A 20915-nucleotide genomic window follows, 5' to 3' on the forward strand; every position below is an offset into this window, starting at 1 on the left:
AGCATGCGCCGCATCGATGACAGGATGATTTCGTGACCTCGACTTATTCCCGGATTGCCACGACCCTTCTTGCTGCGGGCGGGATCGCCCTTGCGGCCATGCCCGGCACGGCCCTCGCCAATGCGCAGGACGCCGCGGCTGACGGATCCGCCTCTGCCGCCGTGAACCCGGCCGGCCTGCAACTGCCGGGCCAGGGCGAGCTTCGCATCGGCAGCGATCCCAACGTCCGCTTGCCGACCGCCACGGTCAACGGCCGGATCATCACCGGCACCGACGTGCAGCAGCGCATGGCGCTGTTCATCGCGGGTACGGAACAGCAAGCCACGCCCGAGCAGATCGCCCAGCTGCGCGCCCAGACCCTGCGCGACCTGATCGACGAAATGCTGAAGATCCAGGAATCCGCTGCACAGGACATGCCGGTCACGGCGGATGAAGTGACCGCGGCCTACAACGCGGTGGCGCAGAACAACTTCAACATGACGCCGCAGCAGATGGACGAATACCTGACCTCGATCGGGTCCTCCACCGCTTCGCTGCGCCGCCAGATCGAAGGCGAATTGGCATGGCGCAACCTGATTGCGCGCAACATCGATCCCTTCGTGAACGTCTCCATCGAGGAAGTGAACGAAGTCATCGCCCGGCTGGAAGCGAGCAAGGGTCTGGACGAATTTAATGTCGCCGAAATCTACCTGTCGGCCACAGCTGCGACCTCCGCCGAAGTGGAAGCGAACGCCCGCGCGCTGATGCAGCAGATTCGCCAGGGCGCCAATTTCCAGGCGGCAGCGGCCCAATTCTCGGAAGCGTCGACCGCAGCGAGCGGCGGCCTGCTGGGCTGGGTCCGCCTGCCGCAGCTGCCGGTGGAAATCGCGACCGAATTGCGCAGCATGAACCCCGGCCAGATCGTCGGACCGATCCCGCTGCAGGGCGGCGGCTATTCGATCATCTACCTCGTCGACCGTCGCCAGGTTCTCACCGCCGATCCGCGCGATGCCACGCTGTCGCTGAAGCAGATCACCATCGCTTTCGACCAGGGCATGACCCAGGCGGCGGCCGAGCAGCGGCTCGAAACCTTTGGCCAGGGCGTGGCGCGCCTGCGCGGCTGCGGCAACGCGGAGCAGATCGCTGCCGAAACCGGCGCCGAAGTGCGCGCCAATGACGTGCGCGTGCGCGAATTGCCGGGTCCGCTGCAGAACGCCCTGCTGGAAATGCAGGTCGGCCAGGTCACCTCGCCCTTCGGCAGCGTGGAGGAAGGCGTCAGCGTCCTCGTGCTGTGCGGCCGCGATGACCCCAAGGCCGCCGACGCGCCCAGCCCCGAGCGCCTTCAGGCGCAAATGAAGCAGGAACGCATCGACCGCCGGGGCGAGCGCTACCTGCGCGACCTGCGCCGCGATGCGGTGATCGAACTCAACTGACCTGCCGGTGACGTCTTCGTCCGCCGTGAAGCCGCTCGCCGTATCGGTGGGCGATCCGGCGGGCATCGGGCCGGAACTGGTCGTCCGCAGCTGGCTGCGGCGCGGCGAAGGGCTCGCGCCCTTTGCCGTGGTCGGTGGCGCAGGCGTTCTGGAAGCCTCTGCGGCAAGCATGAGCGTGGACTGTCCGGTCGTGCGGATCGATACTGTTGCGGAAGCTGACGAGGTTTTTGCCGCCGCGCTGCCGGTGCTCGACAACGCCGACGCAGATTACACGCCGGGCGCGCCTTCGCCGGAGGGCGCACGGTTGGCGCTGCAGTCACTGGAACGCGCGGTCGATCTGGCGCGTCGCAGCGAAGCCGGCGGCGTGATGACCGCGCCGATCGCCAAGGCGCTGCTTGCCGACGTCGGCTTTGCCCATCCCGGCCAGACCGAATTCTGCGCTGCGACCTGCGGTGTGGCGGAAGCGGACACGGTGATGATGCTCGCCGGGCCGAGCCTGCGCACCGTGCCCGTCACCATTCATTGCGCGCTGGCCGAAGTGCCGCAGCGCCTTTCCGCAGACCTCATCGTGAGCCGGGCACGCATCACCGCCGCTGCGCTCGCCGGGGACTTCGGCATCGCCCGCCCGCGCCTCGCCGTGACTGGCCTCAACCCGCATGCAGGCGAGAACGGCCGCATGGGGCGCGAGGAGATCGAGGTCATCGCGCCCGCCATCACCGCCTTGCGCGCGGAAGGGATCGAGGCGAGCGGCCCGCATCCTGCCGACGCGATCTTCACCCCGCGCGCACGCGATGGCTACGACGCGGCGATCTGCATGTATCACGACCAGGCGCTGGTGCCGCTGAAAGCGCTCGACTTCGATGCGGGCGTCAACGTCACGCTCGGCCTGCCCATCGTGCGTACCAGCCCCGACCATGGCACCGGGTTCGACATTGCGGGCAAGGGCATCGCAGGCGAAGGCGCGACGATGGCCGCCCTGCGGCTAGCGGGCGAAATTGCGGCGCGACGGGCCCATGCCCTGTCCCGCTCAGCCTGAGCTTGTCGAAGGCCACGCATTGACGCTAGCGGACTGCCCATGCTTCGACAGGCTCAGCATGAGCGCCAGCATGACCAAAGGTGCCAAGTGACCGACCTCCCGCCCCTTCGCGACGTGATTGCCCGCCACGGCCTGTCCGCATCCAAGGCGCTGGGGCAGAATTTCCTGTTCGACGAGCAGCTCCTGGACCGCATCGCCGCCATTCCCGGGGACTTGCAGGACAAGGCGGTGCTGGAGATCGGGCCCGGGCCCGGCGGCCTCACCCGCGCACTCCTGCGTGCCGGGGCGCGCGTCACGGCGATCGAGATGGATCGCCGCTGCCTGCCCGCCCTAGCCGAACTTGCCGAAGTCTTTCCCGGCCAGCTGACCGTGGTGGAAGGCGATGCCATGGCCATCGACCACGGCGCCCTGCTGGGGGAACCCTTCGCCGTCGTCGCCAACCTGCCCTACAACGTCGGGACCGCGCTGTTCGTGCGCTGGTTGTCCGGCGAAAGCTGGCCACCGCAATGGAGCTCGCTGACGCTGATGTTTCAGCAGGAGGTGGCCCAGCGGATCGTCGCGCAGCCGGGCACCCCGGCCTACGGGCGCCTCGCAGTCCTCTCCCAGTGGCGCAGCGCCGCCAGCCTTGCCATGAAAGTCCACCGCAGCGCCTTCACCCCGCCGCCCAAGGTGATGAGCGCCATCGTCCACGTCACGCCCGGCGCAATGCCCGAAGGCGTCTCTGCGCGAACGCTGGAGCGATTGACGGAGGCCGCCTTCGGGCAGCGCCGCAAGATGCTGCGGCAGAGCCTGAAATCCGTGCCCGGCGCAGTCGACACGCTCGATCGCGTGGGCATCGACCCGCAAAGGCGCGCGGAAACGCTGTCGGTGGAGGAATTCGTCGCGCTGGCGCGGGCGCTGGACGGCTGAACTACAGGCCGAAAGTGTAAGTCAGCGCGACGCCGCCTTCTAACTGGTCCTTCGATCCATAGGCCGCCACCACCGGCGAATCCGCCGGATCGCCCAGCAGCCGGTCGTATTTTACGTAGCCGAACATGCCCCATTCGGGCGTGAACTGCTGCACCACGCCAAGCGCGCCGCCGACCGACTGCAGGCCGCCGCCGGGGTCGTAGGCGGCGAGGCCGGATGCCAGGGCTTCGTCAGGCGCGACCCCGTAATAGGAGCGCTGGTAGCGCGCATCGGTAAGCGTCAGGCGCGGACCGATGGAGACGACCGTGTCGTCCTCGTCCCGCAAGACGTAATCGGCGCTGGCGACAGAAATGAAACCGTCGTGCCCGCTCACCGCCTGCCGCGCTTCCAAGCGAAACCGCAGGCTGGGGCTCGCTTCGAGCTGCGCAAATCCGCCGAGTTCGACGGAAAAGCCCACGTCGGGCAAGGCGCCGCCCACGTCCTCAGAATCGCGCTTGCCCTGGAAGCCGAGCGACGGCCCGATGGAGAAACCGCCGGCGCGGTAGAGGTCGAAGCCCGTGCTCTCGTCGGGCGCTTCGAAGGCGAATTGCTCACCCGGCAGCGCGCGCGAGAATTCGAACAGCGGGCCGATGTTGTGCTCGTCCGATCCGGGCCAGCTCGGCACCACCCGCGGGCCGAGGCCGATGCGGATGCGGGTTTCGCCCGACACACCCTCGGTCTCCGCACGCGGCGCGGGGATATCGCTTTCCTGCGCCTGCGCGGCGAGTGGAAGTGTGGCCAGCACGAGCGCACCGGCTACACTGGAATGAAACGTTTTCGACATGGCGACCCCCTGCGCGGTTTTTCCGGCCTTTACGAGGCCTTCTTGCGCAAACGCCAGTCGTGCAGGAGCGGTTCCGTATAGCCGCTCGGCTGGCGCGTTCCTTCGAACACGAGGTCGCACGCCGCCTTGAAGGCCATGCTGGTTTCCCAGTTGCCGGCCATTGGCTCGTATGCCGGATCGCCTTCGTTCTGCGCGTCGACCTTGGCCGCCATGCGCTGCAGCGAATCCATCACCTGTTCGCGCGTGCAGACGCCGTGGTGGAGCCAGTTCGCCATGTGCTGGCTGGAGATGCGCAGCGTCGCTCGGTCTTCCATCAGGCCGACATCGTTGAGGTCCGGCACCTTGGAACAGCCGACGCCCTGGTCGATCCAGCGCACGACATAGCCGAGCAAACCTTGCGCGTTGTTGTCGAGCTCCTCGCGGATTTCGTCCTCGCTCCAGTTCGTCCCGCGCGCGAGCGGGATGGTGAGCAGCGGCTCCAGACCCGGAATGTCGCCGAGGCCCTTCTGCGCCTCGAACACGTCTTCCCGGTGGTAATGCAGCGCATGGAGCGTTGCTGCCGTCGGGCTCGGCACCCAGGCGGTGTTGGCGCCGGCGCGCAAATGACCGATCTTCTCGATCATCATCTTGCCCATCAGGTCGGGCGCAGGCCACATGCCCTTGCCGATCTGCGCGCGGCCCGACAGGCCGTGCTTCAGCCCGATGCCGACATTGCGCGCCTCGTAGGCGGAAAGCCAGTCCGCGTTCTTCATCTCCGCCTTGCGGATCATCGGCCCCGCTTCCATCGACGTGTGGATCTCGTCCCCCGTCCGGTCGAGGAAGCCGGTGTTGATGAAGACGATGCGGTCCTTCACCGCATGGATGCAGGCGGCAAGGTTGGCGCTGGTGCGGCGTTCCTCGTCCATCACGCCGACCTTGATCGTGTGGCGCGGCAGTTCGAGCAAATCCTCCACCGCATCGAACAAGTCGTTCGTAAAGGCGCATTCCTCCGGCCCGTGCATCTTGGGCTTCACGATATAGATGCTGCCGGAGCGGCTGTTGCGCAGCGCGCCGAGCCCCTTCAAGTCGTGCATCGCGATGGCGCTGGTCATCACCGCATCCATGATGCCTTCGGGGATCTCCCCCCCGCCCGGCAGCAGAATCGCCGGATTGGTCATCAGGTGGCCGACATTGCGCACGAACAGCAGGCTACGCCCCGGCAAGGTCTTCTCGCCCACTTCCGCTCGTCCTGAGCTTGTCGAAGCATGCTCGTGCCGTGCCATGCCTCCGGGGGCTTCCACAGGCTCAGCCTGAGCGGGGATATAGGTCTTATCCGCAGAAAGCTTGCGGGTCAGCGACTTGCCGCCCTTTTCGAAGGTTTCCTCGAGATTGCCGCGCATCAGGCCCAGCCAGTTGGTGTAAGCCAGCCGCTTGTCTTCCGCATCCACGGCGGCGACCGAATCTTCCATGTCGACGATGGTCGTCAGCGCCGCTTCCAGCACGATATCGGCGATGCCCGCCTTGTCGGTCTGCCCGATCGGGCTTTCCGGATCGAAGACAACTTCGATGTGCAAGCCGTTGTTCTGGAACAGCAAGCCGCGTTCCGTCCGGCCGACGTACTGGTCCTCGTCCACCAGCTTGCCGTCGTCCGGTCCGCCAAGGTCGGCCCAGCTCTGGTCCACCAGCGGCAGCGTCTCGTCGAGGAATTCGCGCCCGCGCGCGATTACCGCATCGCCGCGCGCCCTGTCGTATCCGCCCGGCCTGGCCGCCGGTGCGTCCAGAGCGTCGGTCCCGTATAGCGCGTCGTACAGGCTACCCCAGCGCGCGTTCGCGGCGTTGAGCACGAAGCGGGCGTTGAGCGAAGGCACCACCAGCTGCGGGCCCGCCATCCGGGCAATCTCGCTATCGACATTTTCCGTGCCAATGGTGAAGTCGCCAGGCTCGGGAACGAGGTAGCCGATCTCTTCCAGAAACGCGCGATAGGCGGCCGCATCGTGGTCTTGCCCGCGCCGCTCCTTGTGCCATGCATCGATCTTCGCCTGCAGCGCCTCGCGCTTCTCCAGCAGGTCGCGATTGCGCGGAGCGAAGCGATCGCAAATCTCGGCAAAGCCTTGCCAGAACGTCGCGACATCGCGGCCCAGCGGGGCCAGCACCTTGTTCTCGGCAAAGGCGGCAAGAGCGGCGTCGACTTTCAGGCCGGACCGTTCGACGTAATCGGACATGCAATACTCCTCGGGCGTGTGCGCGCATCGGCGCATACAGGTTTTTCAGTGTCCGGGGAGGAGCGATGCGCCTTCTGGCGAAGCGCGCCCGCCATTGCAAGTGCAGGCATGAACTGCAGGGATGAAGAATGAGGATGTCTGGGGGCACGGGGTGGACAGGAAGGCGCGGCGCGTTAGAGGCTGGTTGCCGATGAAACCTGTCCCGCAGCCCATTCGCCCCGCGCTCGACGCCATCGATGGCGCCACCATGCTCGCGCAGGTCGAACGCTGGGCGACAATCAACAGCGGCACGACCAACCTTGCCGGGCTTGCGGCCATGGCGGGCGAATTGTCCGATGCCTTTGCGCAGCTTCCGGGCGAGGTCCGGCTGGTCGACCCCGCCCCCATCACCGCCATCGCCGCCGACGGGCGCGAAGTGGAAGTGCAGAACGGCCGGCATCTTGTTGTCTCGGTGCGGCCGGAGGCACAGCGCCGCTTCATCTTTACCGGCCACATGGACACCGTCTTTCCCGCCGACCACCCGTTTCAGGAACTGGCGTGGCTGGACGACGACGTGCTGAACGGCCCCGGCACCGCCGACATGAAAGGCGGGATCGCGGTCATGCTGGAGGCGCTCCGCGTCCTCGAAACCTTCGCCCCGTGGCAGCATTGCGGTTACGACGTGATGATCAATGCGGACGAGGAGACAGGCTCGCTTTCCTCCGCCCCGCTGATCGAGGAGCTGGCGCGCGGCAAGTTCGCCGCCCTCACCTATGAACCCGCCGCCACGCCGGAAGGCACGCTGGCCCACGCGCGTGGCGGCAGCGGCAATTACGCGCTGACCGTGACCGGGCGCAGCGCCCACGCCGGGCGCAACCCGCACGACGGGCGCAACGCCATCGTCGCCGCCGCCACCCTCGCCGTGGCGCTGAAGGAATTGCAGCGGGACGATATCAGCGTGAACCCCGCCAGGATCGAAGGCGGCGCGGCCAACAACGTCGTGCCCGACCATGCGGTGCTGCGCTTCAACATCCGCCCGAAAGAGCCCGCCGCCGCCGACTATTTCACCACCGCGATGAACGCGGTGATCGGCGAGGTGAAGCAGCGGCACGAGGTCGACGTCCATGTCCATGGCGGGATCAGCCGGCCGCCCAAGCCGGTCGACCGCAAGGCGCAGAAACTGTTCGACCTGGTGCGCGAATGCGGCGCATCGCTGGGGCAGGCCATCGACTGGAAATCGACCGGCGGGGTGTGCGACGGCAACAATATCGCGGCCACCGGGGTGCCGGTGGTCGATACGATGGGCGTGCGCGGGGGCAAGATCCACTCGCCCGACGAATTCATGATTGCGCCGTCGCTGGCGGAACGCGCGGCCTTGTCCGCGCTGGTCCTGTCGCGGCTGGCAGAGGGGGAAGATTTGTGAGTTTCCGTTTGCGGGCCAGCCGCCCGTCCGATCTCGAACACCTGTACGAAATGGCCAAGCTGACCGGCGGCGGTTTTACCAACCTGCCGCCCGATCGCGACGCGCTGGCCAAGAAACTGGAAACGAGCGCGAAGGCCTTTGCCAACACCGGCAGCGATCTGGTGGACGAGACCTTCGTGCTGGTGCTCGAAAACACGGAAACCGGGCAAGTGCGCGGCACGTGCCAGCTGATGACGCAGGTCGGCCAGCAGTGGCCGTTCTATTCTTATCGCCTCAACACGCTGACCCAGCACAGCCAGGAACTCGATCGCACGGTGCGGGCCGAACTGCTCAGCCTGACGACCGATCTGGAAGGCTGCAGCGAAGTGGGCGGGCTGTTCCTCCATCCCGGGGAACGGGCCGGCGGGCTCGGCCTGTTGCTGGCGCGCAGCCGTTACCTGTTCATCAAGATGCACCGGCAGCGGTTTGCCGGCCGCATCCTGGCCGAATTGCGCGGCATCATCGACGATCGCGGCGGGTCGCCGTTCTGGGACGGGGTGGCCGGGCGCTTCTTCGGCATGACCTTCCAGGAAGCGGACTATTTCAACGCCATCAACGGCAACCAGTTCATCGCCGACCTGATGCCCAAGCACCCGGTCTATGTCGCCATGCTGGACGACGATGCGCGCGACGTCATCGGCCTGCCCCACCCCACCGGCCGCGCGGCGATGCGGATGCTCGAAAAAGAAGGCTTCCGCTATGAAGGCTATGTCGACATTTTCGATGGCGGGCCGACCATGCTGGCGCGCACCGACGACGTGGTGAGCGTGAAGGACGCGCGCGGCGGCGAGGTGACGGGCGTGGGGCTGGAAGACGGCGCCGCCTCGACCGCGTCGATCGTGGCAACGGGCTCGCTGGCGGACTTCCGCAGCTGCTATGGCCGCGCGGCGTGGGGCGATGACGGGGTGCAGCTGGGTACGGCGGCGGCGGAAACGCTCGGCGTCGGTGTCGGCGACCAGGTCCACGCGGTGGCACGATGAGCAGGGCGTCGAAGCTGGTCGAAATCAATTTCGACGGCATCGTCGGGCCGAGCCACAATTACGCCGGCCTCAGCCTCGGCAACATCGCCTCGTCCAGCCATGCGGGCGACGTGTCGCATCCGCGCGCCGCGGCGCTGCAGGGTCTCGCCAAGATGCGCGGCAACATGGCGCGCGGCCTGCCGCAGGGATTCCTGCTGCCGCTGCCGCGCCCGAACGGTGACTACCTGGCGCGGCTAGGGGCCGACAGCGCGACCGATCGCCGCCTGCTGGCGCAAAGCTGGTCAGCCAGCTCAATGTGGACCGCCAATGCCGCTACGGTAAGCCCCGCACCCGACACGGCAGACGGCACCTGCCACCTGACGCCCGCCAACCTCGTCACCATGCCGCACCGCGCGCAGGAATGGCCAGACACCAAGCGGATGCTCGAACTGGCCTTTGCCGACCCCGCGCATTTCACGATCCACGATCCCGTGCCGCCCACTTTCGGAGACGAGGGCGCGGCCAACCACATGCGCCTGTGCGAAGGGCACGGCGCGCGCGGTGTGGAGATCTTCGTCTATGGCGAAAGCGGCGGCCCCTTCCCCGCCCGCCAGCACGAACAGGCCAGCCGCGCGGTCGCTCGCCTCCACGGCCTCGCTCCCGCGCGCACGCTGTTCATCGAGCAGAACCCCGAAGCGATCGCCGCCGGGGCCTTCCACAATGACGTCGTGGCCGTCGCCAACGAGCGGGTGCTGTTCACGCACGAGCGCGCCTTCGCCCGCCCTAAGGAGGCCTACGCCGAAATCCGCGAAGCCTTCCCCGCGCTGGAACTGGTGGTGGTGCCCGAAGCCGAAGTGGGCTTGGGCGAGGCGATCAAGACCTACCTTTTCAACGCGCAGCTGGTCACGCTGCCCGACGGATCGACCGCGCTGATCGTGCCGGGCGAGTGCATGGAATCGGGCGCGGTGCGCAGCTGGGCGGAGCGGACGACCGCTTCCAACGGCCCGATCCGCCAGGTCATCCCGGTCGACGTGCGTCAGTCCATGGCCAACGGCGGCGGCCCCGCCTGTTTGCGCCTGCGCGTGGTCGCGGACCCGGAAACGGTCGACGCGCGTTTCATGCTCGATGAAAACAAGGCCGACCGCATTGCCCGCATTATCGAGCGCCACTGGCCGGAAAGCATCGCGCCCAGCCAGCTCGGCGACGAGGCCTTGGCGCGTGAAGTGGTGGCAGCCCGCGAAGCCCTGTTGCAGGAACTCGATCTCGGCGAACTCGCATGATCCGTCGGCAGGCTTTACAAGTCCGCGACTATTAACCACCCTGTCCCCGCATTCCCGCCGCTGGCACGATGCTTGCTGCGGAAATAGTTAAGGAAAGGGAGCTGATGCTGCGCAAGATTGGCCGACTGTTCGTGATCAAGAACCGCTTCGAAGCCTATCTGATCATCTTCGCCCTGGCGCTGGGCGCGATGGAACGCGGCAGCCACTATCTCGACGCCATGCCCGGCTGGCCCGGCCAGCTGTTGTTCGCAGCCTGCAGCGGCGCCGTGTTCCTCGGCGGCGCGAAAATCCTCGACTGCCTGAAATTCGAAAAGGCCCGGCGCGAGGCCGAGGCTCTCGAGACTGCCGACTGAAAAAGGAAAGCGGGGCGGTTCTGTTGCTAGGCCCGCAGCTTTTCTGTCGCGGGGCGAGGACCGTCGCGTGACCAGCGACCGAGGCCGCTCTCATGTAAAGTTAGTGGGGCGGTTCTGTTGCTAGGCCCGCAGCTTTTCTGTCGCGGGGCGAGGACCGTCGCGTGACCAGCGACCGAGGCCGCTCTCATGTGAGGTAAGTGGGGCGGTTCTGTTGCTAGGCCCGCCCCGGGCCCCCGGTATCCGCTTCTGTTGCCCGGTGGGTCCAACCGCGCTTTAGCTTTGTAAGATCAGGCCGTTAGGCCGTCAGGTTACGCAGCGATTGCGAGTGCTTCGTTATCGTTGGCACTTGTGTGTTTGAACAGTTTTACGGGTTACTCAGCCCGAGTGAAAACAGCGCCTTTCAACACACGTCGATCCTGGTTCGGCCCCGTCAACACCGGCTGGAATCGCCGCTGATGGTGGAGCCGCCGGGTACTGCCCCCGGGTCCGCTGTGCCTATTGCACGCTACCATTTATCACCATAGCCGACAAAAAAGCCGGCATCCCCCATATAGGGAACGCCGGCTTAAATGGAAGTGAATGGTGTAAAATCAGCCCATCGGGCCGTTCTGCGGGGCGCCCGGCGCGCCCGATTTCAGCGCGTCGCGAATTTCCTTGAGCAGTTCGACCTCGGTCGGTTCGGCGGGGCCTTCCTCTTCCGCCGGCTTCTCGAATCGCGCGGTCACCTTGTTGGCGTAGCGGACCAGCAGGAAGATGATGAACGCCAGGATCAGGAAGTTGATCACCGCCGTGATGAAGGCGCCGTAGCCGATCATCGCCGCGCCCGCTTCCTTCAGCGCGGCGTAGTCCGTGGTCGACCCGGTGTAACCTTCCGGCGTGCTCAGGAGGATGAAATAGCTGGAGAAATCGGCGCCGCCGAAGATATATCCGACCAGCGGCATGATCAGATCGTCGGTCAGCGATCCGACGATGGTGGCGAAAGCGCCCGCGATGATCACGGCGACCGCCAGTTCCATCACGTTGCCCTTGGCGATGAAATCCTTGAATTCCTGCAGCACGATTATTCCTCCCCTAACCCTTGAAAACCGCGGTCCTCTGCCATTTACTGCCGGAATGCTCAAGCGGGATAAATCCTTGCAGATCCGCCCAGCCGTGCTATCTCGATAATACAGTCAATCAAGGGGACCACACATGTCGCTTGCCCGTTCCGCCCGCCTTATGCTGGTCGTCATGGCCACCGCCGCGCTTGCCGCCTGCGGCATCAATTCCGTGCCCACCAAGGAAGAGGCTGCAAAGGCCCGCTGGGCGGACGTGGAAAGCGCCTACCAGCGCCGCGCCGACCTGATCCCCAACCTTGTCGCCACGGTGCGCGGCGGCGCGGAATCGGAACTCGCCATCCTGACCGAAGTGACCGAGGCGCGCAGCCGCGCAAGCTCGGTCCAGATCGATGCAGACGACCTTTCGAATCCGGAAAAGTTCCAGCAGTTCGAAGCCGCACAGGGCGAATTGAGCGGCGCGCTCAGCCGCCTGCTGGTAACGGTCGAGGCCTATCCCCAGATCACCAGCAGCCGCGGGTACGACGACCTGCGTACGGCGCTGGAAAGCGCGGAAAACCGCATCGACAATGCCCGCACCAAGTACAATGCGGCGGTGCAGGATTATAACACCGAAATCCGCGTGTTCCCGTCTTCCATCGGCGCAAACATCATTCACGGTGCGGAGCCGATGGAAGCGTTCAAGGCCGAAGCCGGTGCGAACGAAGCGCCCGATATCGACGCCGCCGACCTGACGCCGACCGGCGGCAATTGAGGACCAGCGCGCCCGCAACGGAAACCCCCGTGATGCGCCACATCTCCGCGTGCCTGGCAATTTGCCTCGCCCTGCTCCTCGCGCTCACGGCGGGGGGCGCGGCGGCGCAGGATTTCCCGCCGCGGCCGGACGGCCCGGTCTATGACGGGGCCGAAATCCTGCCTGATGCGCAGGAGGCCGAGCTCGACCAGCGCCTGCGCGATTACAACGCGAAAACGGGCCGGGCCGTGGTCGTAGCCACCGTCCCTTCTCTGGATGGCGAGCCTGCCGCGACCTACGCGCCCGCGCTGGGCGAGGCATGGGGCATCGGCGGGCAGGAGACGGAACAGGGCATCCTGCTACTGGTCGCGCCCAACGAACGCGAGGTCTTCATCGCCACTGCGCGCGGCGCGCAGACCGCGCTGACCGATATCGCCAGCGGCCGGATTATTCGTAACGACATCGTCCCGGCCTTTAAGGCGGGCGACTACGCCGGCGGCATCATCGCCGGAGTTGACGGGATCATCGGCTGGCTGGACACCGAGCCTGCCGACCAGCTGGCGATCGAGGAGGCGGAGCGTGCCGCCCAGCGCCAGAACGCGGATGTCGATGCGTCCACCGTCGGCAGCGCGTTTTTCTGGGTCATGATGATCCTCGCCTTCATGTTCATTTTCGGCCGCGGCGGCCGTCGGCGCGGGCGCCGCTATCGCCGCGGCAGCGGCATCGGCGAAGTCATCCTGTGGTCCGCCCTCAACAGCGCCATGCGTAGCGGGGGCGGCGGTGGCGGCTTCGGCGGCGGTGGTGGAGGCGGCGGCTTCGGCGGTTTCGGCGGCGGTGGCGGCGGCTTCAACGGCGGCGGCGCCGGGGGGAGCTGGTAATGCCATCCTATCTGTCGGAAACCGATCACGCCAAGGTGACGCAGGCCGTCCGCACGGCGGAGGAGCAGACGTCGGGCGAGATCGTAACCGTGCTGGCCGACCGGTCGGACGGGTACAGCGACATCGCGCTGTCGTGGGCGGCGTTCCTCGCCTTCACCGTCCTGACCCTTGCGGCTCTGTTCCCCGATCCGCCGCTGCGCTTCTACGCCTCGCTCCACGCCACATGGAATGCCGAGTGGAGCCCGGGCGAGGTCTTCGCCATGGCGAGCGGCATGGGCATCCTCACCTTCCTCGTCGTCTGGCTGCTCCAGTTCATCGACGCGGTGCGCTTCGCCATGATCCCGCGCATCGTGAAGCGCAATCGCGTGTTCGACCGCGCCGTGTCGCATTTCAAGGTGGGCGCGGAACGGCGCACGCACGGCCGCACCGGCGTGCTCCTCTACCTGTCCATGCGCGAACACCGGGCAGAGATCGTGGCAGACGAGACGATCGCGCAAAAGGTCGATCCCGAGGTCTGGGGCGAGGCCATGGTCGACATGCTGGTGCAGGTGAAGAAGGGCGACATCGCCGGAGGGCTGGTCGCCGGTATCCGCGATGTCGGCGCCGTCCTGGCGGAACATTTCCCGCGGCAAGAGGACGACCAGAACGAATTGCCCGACAGGCTGATCGAATTGTGAGGGATTTCCCTTCCCCTGTTCATGAGCCGTAATGGGACGGCGCGCGCGGAACGCGGCCACTGCCCGCAGGCGCCGCACACCCATCCCCAACCCCTTCCCTCGAGGGAAGGGGCTGTCTCCCTCCCTTCGCCCTGAAAGTAGCTTTCTCCCTCCCCTCCCCTTGGGGAGGGGTCGGGGGTGGGGGTTCGGCGCGGGTAGAAAAGGTCTGCTTTCGCCCTTATGCAACCTGCCATGACAAGCGATCCCGACGCGGCCAAGCCCGAAGAAATCATGTGGCAGGGCCAGTTCGTCACCGCCAAGCGGCGCGGGCGATGGGAATATGCCGGGCGTTCGCGCGGCATCCGTGCCGCTGCCATCGTGGCCATCGATAAGGAGGGCCACGTGCTGCTGGTGGAGCAATACCGCGTGCCGCTGGGCAAGCGCTGCCTCGAAATTCCCGCCGGACTGATCGGCGACCACGAAGGCGACGAGGACGAGGCGCCCGAAGCCGCCGCCGCGCGCGAACTGGAGGAAGAAACCGGCTATCGCGCCGACACATGGGAGACGCTGGGCGAATTCTACTCCAGCCCCGGCATGGTCAGCGAAAGCTTCACCCTGCTGCGCGCCAGCGATCTCACGAAGGTCGGCGAAGGCGGCGGGACGGATAGCGAAGACATCCGCGTCCACCGCGTTGCCCTCAATAATCTTGCCGAATTCGTTGCCGCCCGCCGCGCCGAAGGGCTAGCGATCGATGTAAGGATCGCCATGCTGATGGCGGCAGGCTGGTTTGGAGACGAGGATGGCTGATCGGGTAGCGGGCAAGAAGGCACTGGTGACAGGCGGGGCGCAGGGGCTGGGCGCGGCGGCGAGCCGGCGCTTGGCAGCGGAAGGAGCGCAGGTGCTGGTGACGGACGTGAACGCGGCCGGGGCGGAGGAAACCGCCGCTGCGATCAATGAAGAACACGGCGCCGGGACCGCCTTCGCCCTCACGCTCGACGTGACGCAGGAAAGCCAGTGGGAAGCAGCGGTTGATGCCGCGCAAGAGCATATGGGCGGCCTCTCCGTGCTGCTCAACAACGCCGGCATCGGCGTGCGCGGCGATATCCTCACTTGCACGCTGGAGGAATGGCATCGCGGCTTTGCGGTCAATGTCGATAGCGTGTTCCTGGGCTGCCAGAAGGCGCTGCCGCTGATGAAGGAAAGCCAGCCGGGTTCCATCATCAACATCTCCAGCATCGCCGGCCTGATCGCGAGCGACACCATGCCAGGCTACAACGCCAGCAAGGCAGCGGTGTGGATGCTGACCAAGTCGGTCGCGCTCTATTGCGCGAAGCAGAAGTGGGACATTCGCTGCAACTCGATCCATCCCACCTTCGTCGATACGCCAATCCTCGACGGGATCAGCCGCAGTGCCGGCATCCCGAAGGACGTGGTGATGGGCAAGCTGGCGCGGCAGGTGCCGCTCGGCCGGGTCGGCGAACCCGACGATGTGGCGAACGGCGTGGTCTATCTCGCCAGCAACGAAAGCAAGTTCATGACCGGCGCCGAGCTGAAGCTCGACGGCGGCATCTCGGCAATGTGAGCATGGATGTCGCAGGCGCCAGGCGGCTGGTGGAGACCTTGTCCGTAACCGCAGACGATGCGGCGCGCGGGCTGAAGGACATCACCGGGGGCGATCCAACACGGCAGGACGAACGCCAGATCGAATGCTTCGACCTCGCTTGGGCAATCGCCGACATACGCGCAGCCCGATCTGCGCTTAAGGCCGATGCCGGTCTCGACCGCGACCTCGCCATCCTGTTCCTGCGCCGCCACGCCCGCCGCACACTCGACCGGCTCGGCGATATCGCCCACGCGCTGGGCCGCGATGCCGCCCCCCTCCACGAGATCCGCGACGGGGCCGACTGGCAGGCGCTGGCCGACTGGACGACGCCGGACCGGGTTCAGCAGATCGGCCGGGCGGTCATCGCGGCGGAAGGGGAAGTCGGCACGCCCGCCCTGCCCGGCGATGCTGCCATGGCGCAGGCCAGCTTCGCCCGCTTTGCCGCCGACACGGTCGCCCCGCTGGCCGAAGCGATCCACCGCGAAGACTTGACCGTGCCCGAAGCCATCCTCGGCCCAATGCGCGAACTCGGCGCCTTCGGCCTTGCCATACCCGAGGCATACGGCGGCACCGCGGACGGAGACGGCGAGGATGCGACGACGATGATCGCGGTGACCGAAGCGCTGTCGCAGGCCTCGCTCGCCGCAGCCGGCAGCCTCATCACCCGGCCCGAAATCCTCTCCCGCGCTTTGCTGGCCGGCGGTACCGAAGCACAAAAGGAGCTTTGGCTGCCGCGCATCGCATCGGGCGAGACACTATGCGCCATCGCCATTACCGAGCCCGACTACGGCTCCGACGTCGCGGGCCTGCAGCTACGCGCTCGCAAGGTGGACGGCGGCTGGCGGCTGAGCGGCGGGAAAACCTGGTGCACTTTTGCCGGCAAGGCGGAGCTGCTGATGGTCGTTGCGCGCACCGATCCCGACCCCACCGCGGGCCATCGCGGCCTGTCGCTGATGCTGGTCGAAAAGCCGTCTGACGAAGGCCACGCCTTCCACCACCATCGCGACGGCGGCACGCTTTCGGGCAAGGCGATCCCCACCATCGGCTATCGCGGGATGCACAGCTTCGACCTGTCGTTTGAAGACTGGTTCGTGGCCGACGACCGCGTGATCGGTGAAGCGGAGGGTACCGGGCGCGGTTTCTACCTCACCATGGCGGGCATGATGGGCGGCCGGATGCAGACCGCCGCGCGCGCCTGCGGCGTGATGCGGGCGGCGTTGAAATCGGCCATCGGATACTCGCAGGACCGCAAGGTTTTCGGCCAGCCCCTGTCCGCCTATCCGCTGACCCTTGCAAAGATCGCCGGGATGGCCGCGAAGCTCGCCGCCTGCCGCGCACTGGCGTACGAGGTTGCCGGCACGACCGACGCCCCGAACCGGGCGATGGATGCCAGCCTCGCCAAGCTCGTCGCGTGCCGCGCGGCGGAGGAAGTCACGCGCGAGGCGCTGCAGTTGCACGGCGGCATGGGCTACGCGGAAGAAAGCGCCGTCAGCCGCTATTTCGTCGACGCGAGAGTGCTCTCGATCTTCGAAGGCGCGGAAGAAACGCTGGCGCTGAAGATCATCGCCCGCGGCGCCATTGCCGCCGCCTAGCGCACTGCTTCCATCCCGATCTGTTCCAGCCGCGCCGCGGAGCGCGGGCGCATCCAGATGCCGAGCATCCGGTTGTCGCAAGCGGGCACATCGATCAGCGCCGCCCCAATGTCGGACCCGGGTCGCTTGGGCGCACCGCAATCCACCGTGACCGCAACCGCGGCAGTATCCCCGTTCAGCGCAACGCGGTAGCGACCCGGCGCCAGCGTCACCGCCTGCGACAAGGCGAGCCGTGTCACTGCGCCATCGTTTGCGAGCACGAGCCCCTCGCCCTTATCCGCCGTGCGAAAGGCGAGATCACCAGCAGGATGGCGTTGCCAGCCGAAGGGCGAGCGACCGTCCCCGGCGAATTGCGGGTCGGCAATCGACCCATCCGAAGCCTGCTCCGGGCAATGTACCCGCCACAGGTCTTCGGCTACCTGTCGCTCACCATTTGCCAGTAACCGGCGAGCGAGCTGCGCAGGCTCATCGCAACCGAACGGCGTGTTGGCCAGGAAAGACGTGGCAAACAGCGCAGCCCGCGCCCGCAGCGCATCGACTGGTACATCAGGCCCAGGATTGAGGAACCGCGCTGTCCAGCCCGGCCTCACTGCGACGCGCCGCGCCAGCGCCTTGCGCGCCGCCTCTTCGTCGAACGCTGCCAGAAGCGCCTCACCTTGCGGGGACTGCGGATCGTCACGCAGGATTGCATCGGCGCGCAAGGCCGCGTTCTCCCACGCCCCTGCCTGTCGCGCGGCTTCGAACCAGTAGAGCTGGGTCGCCCCGTCGCGCCAGCCAAGCTGCGCGGAAAGCCGGAACACCGCCTCCGCCTGTTCGCCTTGCCCTTCGCGCAACAAGGCCGCGCCGAGCAGGCCGAGCGCGCGCGCATCGTAGGGGTTTGCCGCCACCGCGTCTCGGGCCGCAGCGACAGCGCCCTGCCCCTCCAGCAAGGCAGAGCGCGCCCGGACCTTGGCAGCTTCGGCAGCGAACGCCGGCGGGACCAGGCGGGCGAGCGAGGGCGACAGCGCGCTCATCCGGTCGAGCCCGCTCAGCAAGGCCAGCGCAACGAAAGCGAGGATCGCGGCGCTGGCTGCGATGCGCGCCTTCACGCCTTTTCCGCCCCGCTTTCGTAGCGATAATAGTCGTAACCGTAATAGGCCGAATAGCCGTGGCCGGCGCGCTGCGGATCGAACTTGGTGAGGACCGCGCCGAGGACGTTGGCATTCACTGCGCGCAGGCGGCGCAGGGCCGATTTCAGCGCGCCGCGGCCGCCGCGGTTGGATTCGACGACGAAGGCGACGCCGTCGCTGATCGCCGCGAGTGCCGGCGCATCGGCAAGGCCAAGGACGGGCGGGGAGTCGACCACGACAGCGTCATATTCCTCACCCAGCCGTTCCAGCAGCAACGCCATGCGCGGTCCGGTCAGCAGTTCGGTCGGGCTCGGCGGTTGCTTGCCGGACGGCAGCACGACCAGCCCTTCGGTGGAGGTGGCGGACAGAAAATCGCCCGGCGCAGCGTCCGACGTCAGCAGGTCCGACAGGCCCCGCTCGTTGGCGATGCCGGCGCGGCGATGTATCGAGGGACGCCGCATGTCGGCATCCACCAGCACCACCCTCCGGCCCATCCGTGCGAGCGAGGCGGCGGTCGCCCAGCTGGTCGTGCTCTTGCCCTCGGTGGGCTGCGAGCTGGTGATGAGGAGGATCTTCGGCAGGCCTTCGCGAGTCGCGTGGAGGAGTGAACCCCGCAGAGAGTTGTAAGCCTCGGCGATCGATGACTTGGGATCTTCCATGGCGGTGCCGACATCCTCGTCGCGCGGCACGACGCCGAGCAGCGGGATACCGAATTTCGCGTCGATATCCTCAGGCACCCGGATCCGGTCGTCGAGCTGGTCGCGGAGGAACACCGCAACGCCCGCGATCGCGGTGCCGAGGATGAGCGCGAGCAGCAGGTTGCGCATCACGTTGGGCGAGGACGGGCCGAGCGGTGGCTCGGCGGGATCGATGATGCTGATGTTGCTCGCCGCCACCCCTGCCGAGGCATTCAGCTCGCGGTAGCGTTCGAGCAGCCCGTCGTAGATCGACCGGTTGGTATCGGCCTCGCGCGCCAGCGTGTTGTAGCGCACGCTGCGGTCCTGCTCGGCCAGCGTCTCGCGCTCCAGCCTGCCGACCTGTCCGCGCAGCTGGCTCTCCGCCTCGCGCGCGGCAGTGTAGCGCGCGCGGATGCCGTTGCGGACGTTGCGCGCCGCGGCATTCAGCTGGCGCTCGATCTCGGCGATCTGGCTCGTCAGCTCGCGCACCTGAGGATGATCGTCGAGATAGCGTTCGCGGGCGGACTGCAATTCGGCGCGACGCGCGGCCCGCTGCTGCATCAGGCTTTGCACCGTGGGATCGGCAAGCACGGTTTCCGACGAAAGCAGCGGCGTGTTGCTTTCCGCCCGCCAGCGCGCTTCGGCCGCCACCCGGTCCGCCTGCGCGCGGTTGGCCGCCTCGTTGAGCTGCAACAGGCTGGAGCTGGTCACGCTGCTGGTGCGGTTGCTGCTGTCGTCGCTGATGCCCGGCTCGCGCGCGCGGATCAGGCCGGCATCGCGGGCATAGGCGTTGAGCTCGCGCTCCGATGCTTCGAGCTGGGCGCGCGCCTCATCCAGCTGCTCGGCCACGAAGTTGCGGGCATAGGCGGACTTGTCGAAACGGCGGCGCAGGCTGGCCTGGATGAATTCCTCCGCGAAACCGTTGGCGACGCGCGCGCTCATGTCGGGATTGGTGCTGTCGAAGCTGATCCGCGCAACGCGGCTGTTGCGCGGCAAGTCGACGCCGAGCCCCGCCTGCAGCAAGCCGACAACCTGGTCCTCGCGCATTCGCTCCGACAAGCCGTCGGCAGGCGGCGGCACTTCCATGGCGGCGAGGAAAGCCTCGTCACCGAATAGCTCCAGTCGCCGCGCCACTCGCTCCGCCAGTTCGCGGCTGCGCAGCACTTCGATCTGGGTGTTGAGGAACCGGTCTATGTCCCAGCCGGAATCCTCGATCACTGCATCTTCCAGGTCCTCGCCCAGCACGCTGGCGGTCTGGTCGTCGATCTGGACGGTGGTGACGGCGGTGTAGCGCGGCGTCTGCAGCATGGTCCAGACGAGCGCCGCTGCCACGACGACCGCGATGACCGCCGCAATCAGCCAGAGATTCCGGCGGACGACCGAAAGGATGTAGCGCAGTGCATCGCCGGGTCCCCCGCGCAAGTCCCCATAGGTGCCGTATTGCGGATAGGCCGGATAGGGCGCTGCCTGGATGTCGGGTGCGCTCGCCATCGTCAGAACAGGTAGAAGATGTTGAACAACGGGGCGGCGCGCAGCACTTCCTGCAGGCCGCTGCGCAAGTTGTCGTGGCCGACCACCACGATGTCGCCCGGCCGCAGCGCCGGATCGTCGGCGCGGCCCGCGCGAATGTCGGTCAGGTCGAAGCGTGCGCCGGCCCTGCGGCCATCGATGCGGCGGAAGACCAGCACCTCGTCGAGCGCAGCCGTGTCCGACGGGCTGCCGGCCAGCGCCATCGCCGTCAGCAGGCTGGCGCCGGGGGGTATCTCGTAGACGCCTGGCTTGGCAACCGAGCCTTCGACCGCCACGGTGCGCGCGGCCGTTTCCACGACCGAAACGGTAACTTGGGGATCGCGTAGGTAGCGCGCGCCGTAGGCATTCTCGATCAGGATCGCGAGTTCGGCAGGGCTGCGGCCCTCTGCGGTTACCTCGTCGATGAGCGGAAGCGCCAGATTGCCCGCCTCGTCCACCTGCACCCGCTCGCGGCTCAATTCCGCCTCGCGGTACACGTCGACCGAGACCACGTCGCCGGGCTGGAGGAGGTAGGTGCGCGCCTGCATCGGCGCAGGTTCCGGCACCGCGATGGCTGCCGCGGCATCGGCGCCGGTCGGCAGGTCCGACTGCAGGCTGGGCTGGCAGGCTGCGCACAGCGCGGCAAGGCAGGCGCTCGCAAGCGCTCGTCCACTCCGCCAAGCCATCAT

At 67.1% G+C, this 20915-nt stretch carries 19 protein-coding genes and 1 other RNA gene; 13 read left to right on the forward strand and 7 right to left on the reverse strand.

What is annotated here, in order from left to right; translation table 11 throughout:
• Nucleotides 1-32: 32 nt before the first annotated feature.
• The 3 genes from QQW98_RS01505 to rsmA all read left to right on the forward strand — a co-directional run bounded on the left by QQW98_RS01505 (nucleotide 33) and on the right by rsmA (nucleotide 3357).
• On the forward strand, nucleotides 33-1412 hold the full coding sequence (locus QQW98_RS01505; protein ID WP_290135808.1) for a peptidylprolyl isomerase: 1380 nt from the start codon (nucleotides 33-35) through the stop codon (nucleotides 1410-1412).
• Between the two features lie 7 nt (nucleotides 1413-1419).
• Nucleotides 1420-2448, forward strand: a complete 1029-nt coding sequence (pdxA, locus tag QQW98_RS01510; RefSeq protein ID WP_290135809.1) for a 4-hydroxythreonine-4-phosphate dehydrogenase PdxA — start codon at nucleotides 1420-1422, stop codon at nucleotides 2446-2448.
• Between the two features lie 87 nt (nucleotides 2449-2535).
• Nucleotides 2536-3357: a 16S rRNA (adenine(1518)-N(6)/adenine(1519)-N(6))-dimethyltransferase RsmA gene (gene rsmA, locus QQW98_RS01515; protein ID WP_290135810.1), complete on the forward strand. Its 822-nt coding sequence runs from the start codon at nucleotides 2536-2538 to the stop codon at nucleotides 3355-3357.
• A gap of 1 nt (nucleotide 3358) precedes the next feature.
• On the opposite strand, the gene QQW98_RS01520 is transcribed toward rsmA, so the two are convergent.
• Together QQW98_RS01520 and QQW98_RS01525 are read right to left on the reverse strand one after the other, a co-directional pair.
• On the reverse strand, nucleotides 3359-4180 hold the full coding sequence (locus QQW98_RS01520) for a MipA/OmpV family protein (protein ID WP_290135811.1): 822 nt from the start codon (nucleotides 4178-4180) through the stop codon (nucleotides 3359-3361).
• 29 nt (nucleotides 4181-4209) lie between these two features.
• Complete coding sequence (locus tag QQW98_RS01525; RefSeq protein ID WP_290135812.1) at nucleotides 4210-6381, reverse strand: malate synthase G; 2172 nt, start codon at nucleotides 6379-6381, stop codon at nucleotides 4210-4212.
• A gap of 190 nt (nucleotides 6382-6571) precedes the next feature.
• Between QQW98_RS01525 and QQW98_RS01530 the strand changes: the two genes are divergently transcribed.
• The 4 genes from QQW98_RS01530 to QQW98_RS01545 all read left to right on the forward strand — a co-directional run bounded on the left by QQW98_RS01530 (nucleotide 6572) and on the right by QQW98_RS01545 (nucleotide 10414).
• Nucleotides 6572-7783: a hydrolase gene (locus tag QQW98_RS01530; RefSeq protein ID WP_290135813.1), complete on the forward strand. Its 1212-nt coding sequence runs from the start codon at nucleotides 6572-6574 to the stop codon at nucleotides 7781-7783.
• Nucleotides 7780-8802: an arginine N-succinyltransferase gene (locus QQW98_RS01535; RefSeq protein ID WP_290135814.1), complete on the forward strand. Its 1023-nt coding sequence runs from the start codon at nucleotides 7780-7782 to the stop codon at nucleotides 8800-8802. Before QQW98_RS01530 ends, QQW98_RS01535 begins: the two co-directional genes overlap by 4 nt.
• Nucleotides 8799-10061: an N-succinylarginine dihydrolase gene (locus QQW98_RS01540; RefSeq protein ID WP_290135815.1), complete on the forward strand. Its 1263-nt coding sequence runs from the start codon at nucleotides 8799-8801 to the stop codon at nucleotides 10059-10061. Before QQW98_RS01535 ends, QQW98_RS01540 begins: the two co-directional genes overlap by 4 nt.
• Before the next feature lie 104 nt (nucleotides 10062-10165).
• Nucleotides 10166-10414, forward strand: a complete 249-nt coding sequence (locus QQW98_RS01545; RefSeq protein WP_290135816.1) for a hypothetical protein — start codon at nucleotides 10166-10168, stop codon at nucleotides 10412-10414.
• A 235-nt stretch (nucleotides 10415-10649) separates the two neighbouring features.
• Here QQW98_RS01545 and ssrA read toward each other — a convergent pair.
• Both ssrA and mscL read right to left on the reverse strand, forming a co-directional pair.
• Nucleotides 10650-10993, reverse strand: a transfer-messenger RNA (tmRNA) gene (gene ssrA, locus QQW98_RS01550).
• 11 nt (nucleotides 10994-11004) lie between these two features.
• Complete coding sequence (gene mscL, locus QQW98_RS01555) at nucleotides 11005-11472, reverse strand: large conductance mechanosensitive channel protein MscL (protein WP_290135817.1); 468 nt, start codon at nucleotides 11470-11472, stop codon at nucleotides 11005-11007.
• Nucleotides 11473-11605: 133 nt separating this feature from the next.
• On the opposite strand from mscL, the gene QQW98_RS01560 reads away from it, so the two are divergent.
• The 6 genes from QQW98_RS01560 to QQW98_RS01585 all read left to right on the forward strand — a co-directional run bounded on the left by QQW98_RS01560 (nucleotide 11606) and on the right by QQW98_RS01585 (nucleotide 16931).
• Nucleotides 11606-12223 (forward strand): LemA family protein, encoded by a 618-nt coding sequence (locus QQW98_RS01560; protein WP_290135818.1) that lies wholly within the window; start codon nucleotides 11606-11608, stop codon nucleotides 12221-12223.
• A gap of 32 nt (nucleotides 12224-12255) precedes the next feature.
• Nucleotides 12256-13080 (forward strand): TPM domain-containing protein, encoded by an 825-nt coding sequence (locus QQW98_RS01565; protein WP_290136820.1) that lies wholly within the window; start codon nucleotides 12256-12258, stop codon nucleotides 13078-13080.
• The gene (locus QQW98_RS01570; RefSeq protein ID WP_290135819.1) at nucleotides 13080-13757 is read left to right on the forward strand and encodes a TPM domain-containing protein; all 678 of its coding nucleotides are present in this window, start codon (nucleotides 13080-13082) and stop codon (nucleotides 13755-13757) included. The genes QQW98_RS01565 and QQW98_RS01570 overlap by 1 nt, the downstream gene beginning before the upstream one ends.
• Before the next feature lie 231 nt (nucleotides 13758-13988).
• On the forward strand, nucleotides 13989-14543 hold the full coding sequence (locus tag QQW98_RS01575) for an NUDIX hydrolase (RefSeq protein ID WP_290135820.1): 555 nt from the start codon (nucleotides 13989-13991) through the stop codon (nucleotides 14541-14543).
• Nucleotides 14536-15318 (forward strand): SDR family oxidoreductase, encoded by a 783-nt coding sequence (locus QQW98_RS01580; protein WP_290135821.1) that lies wholly within the window; start codon nucleotides 14536-14538, stop codon nucleotides 15316-15318. The genes QQW98_RS01575 and QQW98_RS01580 overlap by 8 nt, the downstream gene beginning before the upstream one ends.
• A gap of 2 nt (nucleotides 15319-15320) precedes the next feature.
• Entirely contained in the window at nucleotides 15321-16931 is a 1611-nt protein-coding gene (locus tag QQW98_RS01585; protein ID WP_290135822.1) for an acyl-CoA dehydrogenase family protein, read from the forward strand.
• On the opposite strand, the gene QQW98_RS01590 is transcribed toward QQW98_RS01585, so the two are convergent.
• From QQW98_RS01590 to QQW98_RS01600, 3 genes are read right to left on the reverse strand one after another with little or no spacing between them, the layout of a single operon-like run.
• The gene (locus tag QQW98_RS01590; protein WP_290135823.1) at nucleotides 16928-18019 is read right to left on the reverse strand and encodes a hypothetical protein; all 1092 of its coding nucleotides are present in this window, start codon (nucleotides 18017-18019) and stop codon (nucleotides 16928-16930) included. The genes QQW98_RS01585 and QQW98_RS01590 overlap by 4 nt on opposite strands.
• Nucleotides 18016-20208 carry a GumC family protein gene (locus QQW98_RS01595; RefSeq protein WP_290135824.1) on the reverse strand — a complete coding sequence of 731 codons (2193 nt, stop codon included), beginning with the start codon at nucleotides 20206-20208 and terminating at the stop codon, nucleotides 18016-18018. The genes QQW98_RS01590 and QQW98_RS01595 overlap by 4 nt, the downstream gene beginning before the upstream one ends.
• 2 nt (nucleotides 20209-20210) lie before the next feature.
• Entirely contained in the window at nucleotides 20211-20915 is a 705-nt protein-coding gene (locus QQW98_RS01600; RefSeq protein WP_290135825.1) for a polysaccharide biosynthesis/export family protein, read from the reverse strand.

It is taken from the genome of Alteriqipengyuania flavescens, from assembly GCF_030406725.1.
Taxonomy (GTDB): domain Bacteria; phylum Pseudomonadota; class Alphaproteobacteria; order Sphingomonadales; family Sphingomonadaceae; genus Alteriqipengyuania_B; species Alteriqipengyuania_B flavescens.